The sequence below is a fragment of the Mycobacterium sp. UM_Kg1 genome (assembly GCF_000972925.1).
Classification (GTDB): domain Bacteria; phylum Actinomycetota; class Actinomycetes; order Mycobacteriales; family Mycobacteriaceae; genus Mycobacterium; species Mycobacterium hiberniae.
The window spans coordinates 1-7,825 of record NZ_JRMK01000160.1 but is presented as its reverse complement, the minus strand read 5'-3'; the positions used below and the strand labels follow the sequence as shown (position 1 = coordinate 7,825).

7 protein-coding genes are annotated in these 7,825 nt (G+C 69.8%); 4 read left to right on the top strand and 3 right to left on the bottom strand.

Annotated elements, in window-relative coordinates; translation table 11 throughout:
- Nucleotides 1-865 (bottom strand): phosphomannomutase (locus LI92_RS18240; RefSeq protein WP_046321409.1); only part of this gene is annotated, 865 nt, incomplete at its 3' end.
- Nucleotides 866-968: 103 nt separating this feature from the next.
- On the opposite strand from LI92_RS18240, the gene LI92_RS18235 reads away from it, so the two are divergent.
- Together LI92_RS18235 and LI92_RS18230 are read left to right on the top strand one after the other, a co-directional pair.
- Nucleotides 969-2,471 (top strand): glycosyltransferase family 39 protein, encoded by a 1,503-nt coding sequence (locus LI92_RS18235; protein WP_286135186.1) that lies wholly within the window; start codon nucleotides 969-971, stop codon nucleotides 2,469-2,471.
- 102 nt (nucleotides 2,472-2,573) lie between these two features.
- Nucleotides 2,574-4,073: a glycosyltransferase family 39 protein gene (locus LI92_RS18230; RefSeq protein ID WP_286135185.1), complete on the top strand. Its 1,500-nt coding sequence runs from the start codon at nucleotides 2,574-2,576 to the stop codon at nucleotides 4,071-4,073.
- Here LI92_RS18230 and LI92_RS18225 read toward each other — a convergent pair.
- A complete protein-coding gene (locus LI92_RS18225; RefSeq protein WP_046321405.1) occupies nucleotides 4,067-4,873 on the bottom strand; it encodes a purine-nucleoside phosphorylase in 807 nt (268 codons plus the stop codon). The genes LI92_RS18230 and LI92_RS18225 overlap by 7 nt on opposite strands.
- A gap of 43 nt (nucleotides 4,874-4,916) precedes the next feature.
- Between LI92_RS18225 and LI92_RS18220 the strand changes: the two genes are divergently transcribed.
- Complete coding sequence (locus LI92_RS18220; protein ID WP_046321404.1) at nucleotides 4,917-6,095, top strand: amidohydrolase; 1,179 nt, start codon at nucleotides 4,917-4,919, stop codon at nucleotides 6,093-6,095.
- 23 nt (nucleotides 6,096-6,118) lie between these two features.
- Here LI92_RS18220 and LI92_RS18215 read toward each other — a convergent pair whose 3' ends face one another.
- Complete coding sequence (locus LI92_RS18215; protein ID WP_046321403.1) at nucleotides 6,119-6,610, bottom strand: gamma-glutamylcyclotransferase family protein; 492 nt, start codon at nucleotides 6,608-6,610, stop codon at nucleotides 6,119-6,121.
- Nucleotides 6,611-6,652: 42 nt separating this feature from the next.
- On the opposite strand from LI92_RS18215, the gene LI92_RS18210 reads away from it, so the two are divergent.
- Nucleotides 6,653-7,825, top strand: a 1,173-nt coding sequence (locus tag LI92_RS18210; RefSeq protein WP_152665546.1) for an NAD(P)H-quinone dehydrogenase, incomplete at its 3' end; no start/stop codon positions are given.

Sequence of the window (7,825 nt, the reverse complement as noted above, 5' to 3'; positions counted from 1 at the left end):
ATGTGTATAAGAGACAGGCGTCGGGGTCCAAGGCGATTGCGATGTCGGCGTCGACCTCGCCGGCCAATGCCAGTAACGCATCGGTGGCGCCGGGTTCTTCGGGGTTGGGGAACGCGACGGTGGGGAAGTCCGGATCGGGATCGAATTGGGACTCCACGACGTGGACGTCGGTGAACCCGGCGGCCCGCAGGGCGCGGAGGGCGAATGCGCCGCCCACGCCGTGCAGCGGGGTCAGCGCGACGCGAACCCCGCCGCGGTGCCGGCGCACCGTGGCGGCCCGCTCGATGTAGCAGGCGATCAGCTCATCGTCGGCCGGTGTGACGGGACACCGGGGGATCGCATCCGCGGGGGGAGCCTGGGCCATCGCCGTCTCGACCTCGGTGTCGGTTGGCGAGACGATCTGCACGCCGCCGTCGAAGAACACCTTGTAGCCGTTGTCGGTGGCCGGATTGTGTGAGGCGGTGATCTGGACGCCGGCCGCCGCGCCGGTGTGGCGCACCGCGAATGCCACCACCGGCGTCGGGCAGGGGCCGGGCAAAAGTAGCACCGAAAAGCCCTGTGCGGACATCACTTCGGCTGTTGCCACCGCGAATTCTGCCGAGCCGTGCCGTGCGTCGCCGCCCACCACCACCGTCGAGCCGGCACGCCCTTGCGTCAAGAGAACCTGGGCCACGGCCCAGCTGGCCCGCAGCACCACGGCGAGGTTCATCGCGTCCGGTCCGCCCCGGACCGGCCCGCGCAGCCCCGCCGTGCCGAAGCGCAGCGGCGCCGCGAACCGGGCGGCCAACTCTTCCGCACTGCAGGTGTGAAGTTCCGCGGCGGTCACCGGGTCGGGGTCGTGGGCGATCCACTGCTCAGGGGTCACCCGTCGATTGTCGCAAGCGGTGAGTAGGCAAATATTAACTAATCGGTCAATTAATTAATTTGTTACGCTCCCCCGGATCTCAATTACTTGACAAGGGGGGCCGGTGACCGAAGCAGCACCCTCGCTGGCGGGAAGTTCAGCCATCTCGCCGGTGAGCTGGCGAAACACGATGCCCGTAGCGGCGGTGATCGCCGTTGCGGCCGTGGTTCACCTGGCGGTCGCCACGCGATACGGCTGGCATACCGACGAGTTCTACTACGTCATCTGCGGTCAACACCCGGCGTGGGGATACTTCGACCACCCGCCACTGGTGCCGCTGTTGGCCCGGGTGGCTGCCCTGGGCGGCCTGTGGGGGCTACGGCTTTTCGCCATCGCCATCCACCTGGGCTGCATCGCGTTGGCGGCGCGATTGGCCGCGGAATTCGGCGGGCGGCGACTGGCTCAGGCGACCACCGCGGCCGCCGTCGCGGCCAGCCCGCTATTCATGGGTGCCGCGATGTTCTTCGGAACCACCGTGGTCGACCAGCTGGTCTGGCTCGCGGTGCTGGTGCTGGTGGCGCGGGCATTGCGGATCGGAACCGTGCCGGCCTGGCTGCCGGCCGGCGTGGTGGCCGGTATCGGGCTGGAGGCCAAACAGACGGTGGTGCTGCTGCTCATCGGTATCGGGATCGGCCTGGCGATCGTCCGGCGTGATGTGGTGCGCACGGCGGGGCCCTGGGCGGCCTGCGCGGTGGCGGCGGTGTTGGCGGCTCCGAACCTGATCTGGAACGCGGCCCATGGCTGGCCGAGCCTGACGTTCGCCCACGCCATGTCGGTGCGGATGGGCGGGTCGGTGGGGTCGCTGTCGCAGATCCCGCTGCTGCTCTTGCTCTATGCCGGCCCACTGTTGATCTTGCTGTGGGTCTTCGGCATCGGCTGGCTGGCCTCTCCGGCGGGGGCGGATCACCGCTGGGCGCTGGTGGTGCCGGTGGTGGTGTTGGCGCTGGTCGTCATCAGTGGGGGACGCTGCTACTACGTAGGCCCGGTGTTCGCGGTGCTGTTCGCTGCCGGCGCGATGCGTATCGAAGCCGAGAATCCCGATCGGCTGCCGCCGGGCTGGGCAGTCGCGCTGGTCGGGCTGTTCACCGGCGCGGCCATGCTCTGCCTTCCGATGCTGCCCGTGGAGACCGCCGATTCGCTGCGCAAGATCAATCCCATTCCGCTGGAGACCTACGGCTGGCCGCAGTTCGTCGACGAGGTGGCGGCCGTCGCGTCGTCGCTGCCCGAGGATGTGCCGATCTTCGCCGGCAACTACGGCGAAGCCTCGGCACTGCGCATCCTGGGGCCCTCGGCGGGCATCAACCGTCCGGTGGTCAGCGGCGACAGCAATTACGCCCTGTGGGGTCCGCCGCCCGGCGACGCCGGCACGGTGTTGTGCGTCGGGAAATTCCCGGTCCGCAAGCTCACCCAATATTGGACGAAAGTCACCTATCTGGCGTCGATCAAGATCCCCCATCACGTGCACAACGGATTGCACGGAGTCAAGATCTACCGGTGCGAGCATCCGGTCGGCAGCTGGAAACAGATGTGGCCGCGGATGCGACACAGTTCGGGAGTGCCCTACTGATTGCAGGCGCCCGGTAGCCGGCGATTGCGGCAAGCGGCGGTTGACGGCTGAACCACGCGGTAGAGTGCCTCGATTCGTATCGAGTCCGCCGATGGAGTGCTGGTGAGTCGTCCGATTGCCCTGCCTGCGCGTCGCGCCGGGAAGTCCGTGAGTGGTTCGGCGGTTCTGCCGGTGGCCGTTGTGGTCGCTGTCGCCGCCGTCGTACACGGGATGTTCGCCCTGCGGTACGGCTGGCACCCCGACGAGTTCTACTACGTGGTCTGTGGCCAGCACCCGGCCTGGGGATACTTCGACCATCCGCCGCTGGTACCGATGCTGGCGCGCGTGGCGTCGCTGGGCGGCTTGCTGGGCCTGCGAGCGCTGGCCATTGCGATACACCTCGGCTGCATCGTGCTGGCGGCACTGCTGGCCGCGGAGTTCGGGGGGCGTCGGGTGGCGCAGGTGCTCGCTGCCGCCGCAGTCGCCTCGAGCCCGCTGTTCATGGGTGCCGCCATGTTTTTCGGCACCACCGTGGTCGACCAGCTGGTCTGGCTCGCGGTGCTGCTGCTCGTGACACGGGCGTTGCGCATCGGCACCGTGCCGGCCTGGCTGCCGGCCGGTGTGGTTGCCGGCCTGGGCCTGGAGGCCAAACACACGGTCGCGCTCCTGCTGATCGGAATCGGTGTGGGCCTGTTGATCTTTCGACGCGATGCGCTGCGCACCGCCGGACCGTGGCTGGCCGGCGTCGTGGCGGTGGTGTTCGCTGCGCCGAACCTGATCTGGAACGCGCGTCAGGGCTGGCCGAGCCTGCATTTTGCGCACGCCATGTCGGTTCGGATGGGCGGACCGGCAGGCTCGCTGGCGCAACTGCCGCTATTGCTGCTGCTGTACGCCGGCCCGCTGCTGGTGCTGCTCTGGGTGATGGGCGCCCGATGGCTGGCGGCTCCGGAAAGCCGGCAGTACCGCTGGATACTGGTGGTTCCGGTGGTGGTGCTGCTGCTGTGCGTGGTCAGCGGCGGTCGCTGCTACTACGCGGGACCGGTGCTCGCGGCGTTGTTCGCCGCCGGTGCGATACGGATCGAATCCCAGGATCCCCAGCGCCTACCCCGCGGTTGGGCGGTCGCTCTGGCAGCTCAGTTCGTGGGCGCTGCGGCGTTCTGCCTTCCGGTGCTGCCCCCGGTGCAGGCCACGGCGCTGCGCCAGGTCAACCCCATCCCGATGGAGACCTACGGCTGGCCGGAATTCGTCGAGCAGGTCGCGGCTGCGGCGGCCGAACTGCCGGAGGACGCCCCGATCTTCACCAGCAATTACGGCGAAGCCTCGGCGTTGCGGATTCTCGGGCCGGCGGCCGGTATCCACCGTCGGGTGGTCAGCGGCGACAGCAGTTACGCCGCATGGGGCCCACCGGCCGGTGACGCCGCCACCTTGCTGTGCGTCGGACGGTTGCCCGTACCCAGGCTGACTCAGTACTGGGCCCACGTCACCTATCTGGACTCGATCCGTTTCCCCACCGGAGTCCGCAACGGGGAAAGCTCGGCGAAGATCTACCTGTGTGAGCAGCCGCGGGGCAGTTGGGCTGCGATGTGGCCGCGGATGCGCCACAGCTCCGGTGTCGGTTACTGAGCTGCCGGAGACGGTAGGAGGCTGATCACCTCGGCCAGCAGCGCACCCATGCGGGACGCCGACTCCCGGCCGGCGGCCAGCACCTCGGCATGGCTGAGCGGCTCCCCGGTGATCCCGGCCGCCAGGTTGGTCACCAGCGACACCCCCAGAATCTGCGCGCCCGCCGCGCGGGCGGCGATCGCCTCGTGCACGGTGGACATGCCCACCAGATCGGCGCCCAGGGTGCGCAACATCCGGATCTCGGCGGGGGTCTCGTACTGCGGACCGGCCATCCCCGCGTAGACGCCCTCGGCAAGGTCGGGGTCGACTTGGTGGGCCAGCGCACGCAGCGCCGGGGTGTAGGCATCGACCATGTCGACGAAGTGCGCGCCCACCAACGGGGAGCGACCCGTCATGTTCAGATGGTCGCTGATCAGCACCGGCTGGCCGATGTCGTAACTGGTGCGCAGGCCGCCGGCGGCGTTGGTCAGCACCACCGTGTTCGCCCCGGCCGCGACGGCGGCGCGGACCGGGCGGACGACGTCGGCCAGCGAATGTCCCTCGTAGGCGTGGATCCGGCCGACCAGCACCAAAACCCGGTGGGCTCCGATGCGCATCGACACCAGTTCGCCGGTGTGGCCCGCTGCCGTGGGCGCACTGAATCCGGGCAGGTCGGCCATCGGCAGGCTCGCGGTCGCCGTGCCCAGCGCAGCCACCGCGGGCGCCCAGCCGGAACCAAGCACCACGGCAACGTCGTGCGTCGCGACTCCGGTGCGCGCAGCCACCACCGCTGCCGCCTGAGTTGCCAGCGGTACCGTCACGGGCGCTCAGTTTAGTAGCGCGCGGCGGTGGGATACTGCCTGAATGCCTCCAGCTTCCGTCTCGCACGCCGTCGAGGCGTGGCTGGCCGCCCACGCCGACGACGTGGTGGCGTGGCGCCGGCACCTGCACCGCCACCCGGAGCTGAGCCGGCAGGAGTTCGCGACCACCCAGTTCATCGGCGAACTGCTGGCCGGAGCCGGCCTCAACCCCAAGGTGCTCCCCAGCGGAACCGGCCTGACGTGTGACTTCGGTCCCGAGGACGGGCCTCGGCTGGCGCTGCGGGCCGACATCGACGCCTTACCGATGACCGAGCAGACCGGGGCGCCATACGCCTCGCTGGTGCCCGGAGTGGCGCATGCCTGCGGTCACGACGCCCACACCGCCATGCTGCTGGGTGCGGGCCTGGCGCTGGCCTCGGCCGCCGAGTTGCCGGTGGGGGTGCGGCTGGTGTTCCAGGCCGCCGAAGAGCTGATGCCGGGCGGGGCGATCGACGCCATCGCTGCAGGCGTGCTGAGCGGCGTCAGCCGGATCTTCGCGCTGCACTGCGACCCTCGGCTCAAGGTCGGCCGGGTGGCGACGCTTCCCGGGCCGATCACCTCGGCCGCCGACACCGTCGAGATCACCGTGAGCGGTCCGGGTGGTCACACCTCGAGGCCGCACCTGACCGCCGACCTGGTCTACGGGCTGGGCACGCTGATCACCGGACTGCCCGGGGTGCTGTCGCGGCGCATCGACCCGCGCAACAGCACCGTGATGGTGTGGGGCGCGGTCAATTCCGGCGCCGCGGCCAATGCGATACCGCAATCGGGTCGCCTGGCCGGTACGGTGCGCACCGCGAGTCGGGAAACCTGGGTGGCCATGGAGGGCATCGTGGAGGAGGCGGTGGCCTCCCTGCTGGAGCCGCTGAACATCGAGCACACGCTGATCTACCACCGTGGCGTGCCGCCGGTGGTCAACGAAGCGGTGTCGACGCGGATGCTGACCCACGCGATCGAGGCGGTCGGGCCCGATGTGCTGGCCGAAACCCAGCAGTCCGGCGGCGGGGAAGACTTCTCCTGGTATCTGGAGCAGGTGCCCGGCGCCATGGGCCGCCTCGGGGTGTGGTCGGGCAGCGGACCGCAACTGGATCTGCACCAGCCGACGTTCGATCTCGACGAGCGGGCCCTGGCGGTGGGGGTGCGGGTGATGGCCGGCGTGGTCGACCAGGCCGGTTTGCAGTAGCTGCGTGACGGCCCGGTCGGCGATTACGAACCGGGGCCGATATTGCGGGCCGGACGGGTCAGCAGGTCGCGCACGTATTCCTCTGGGGCGCCGGCGATCTGGGCCGCCTCGGCCACCACGCCCAGGTAACGGGCGGACGGCAGCCCGCGCTCCCAGGCGTCCACCACGTACAGCCAGGCCAGCACCGGAGCGGGTTCGCCCTCGGCCGGGTCAGCGGTGATCCCGTCCACCCGGTCCACCCGGAGCCGGATCTTCTTGTGGATGCCGAACTCCGAGCCTTCCCAGCTGTCCATGTTCTTCTCGTCTTCGGGAGTCACGTCGTAGAGCACGACGAACACACTCGAGTCCGGGTCCTCGACCACGGTCGCCAGGGCGCCCTCCCAGCCGATGTCCTCGCCGGCGAACGTCAACCGCCAGCCGCGCAACCAGCCGGTGCCGGTCATCGGGGAGTGCGGGGCTCGTTGCAGCATCTGCTCGGGATGCATGTTCGACCCGTAGGCGGCGTAGAGCGGCACGGCAGAAATCTTAAACGCCGCGCTCCAGATAGGTTAGTCGCTGTGACTACTCCCTCGACACGCATCGTGATCATCGGCGGCGGGCCGGCGGGTTACGAAGCGGCGCTGGTCGCGGCGGCCAAGGGCCCCGAAGCGGTATCGGTGACCGTGGTCGACTCCGACGGCCTCGGCGGGGCGTGCGTGTTGTGGGACTGTGTGCCGTCCAAGACGTTCATCGCCTCGTCCGGGGTGCGCACCGAGCTCCGGCGGGCTCCGCACCTGGGTTTCGACATCCATTTCACCGACGCCGAGATCGAGCTGAACCAGATTCACGAGCGGGTGAAGTCGCTGGCCGCGGCACAGTCGGCCGACATCCGCACCCAACTGCTCAACTCCGGTGTGGAGGTCATCGCCGGCCGCGGGGAGTTGATCGACGCCGAGCCGGGCCGGGCGCGGCATCGCATCCGGGTGACCGAGCACCACGGCTCGGCGAGCCGGGTGCTGGAGGCCGACGTCGTGCTGATCGCCACCGGCGCCAGCCCCCGGATCGTGCCCGGCGCGGAGCCGGACGGCGAACGGATCCTGACCTGGCGGCAGCTCTACGATCTGCACACGCTGCCCGAGCACCTGGTGGTGGTGGGTTCCGGGGTCACCGGCGCGGAGTTCGCCAACGCCTACACCGAACTCGGCGTCAAGGTCACCGTGGTGGCCAGCCGCGACCGCGTGCTGCCGCACGAGGATCCGGATGCCGCCCGGGTGCTGGAGCGGGTGTTCGCCGAACGCGGCGTCACCCTGGTCAAGAATGCCCGCGCCGCCTCGGTGACCCGGGACGGAGACGGGGTGCTGGTCACCATGACCGACGGGCGCACGGTGGCCGGCAGCCACGCGCTGATGACGGTCGGCTCGGTGCCCAACACCGGCGGGCTGGGCTTGGAGCGGGGGGGCATCACCCTGGCTGCCGGCGATTACCTGCAGGTGGACCGGGTGTCGCGGACATCGGTGCCCGGGATCTACGCGGCCGGCGACTGCACCGGGCTGCTGCCGCTGGCCTCGGTGGCCGCCATGCAGGGCCGGATCGCGATGTATCACGCGCTGGGCGAAGCGGTGGCGCCGATCCGGCTGCGCACGGTGGCGGCCGCGGTGTTCACCCGGCCCGAGATCGCCGCGGTGGGCGTGCCCCAATCCCAGATCGATGACGGCACCGTGCCCGCCCGCACCGTGATCTGTCTCTTATAC

Excerpts from the sequence above, each read along its gene's own strand:
- LI92_RS18220 (WP_046321404.1), top strand. The coding sequence starts at position 4,917 with ATGCCTCCAGCTTCCGTCTCGCACGCCGTCGAGGCGTGGCTGGCCGCC.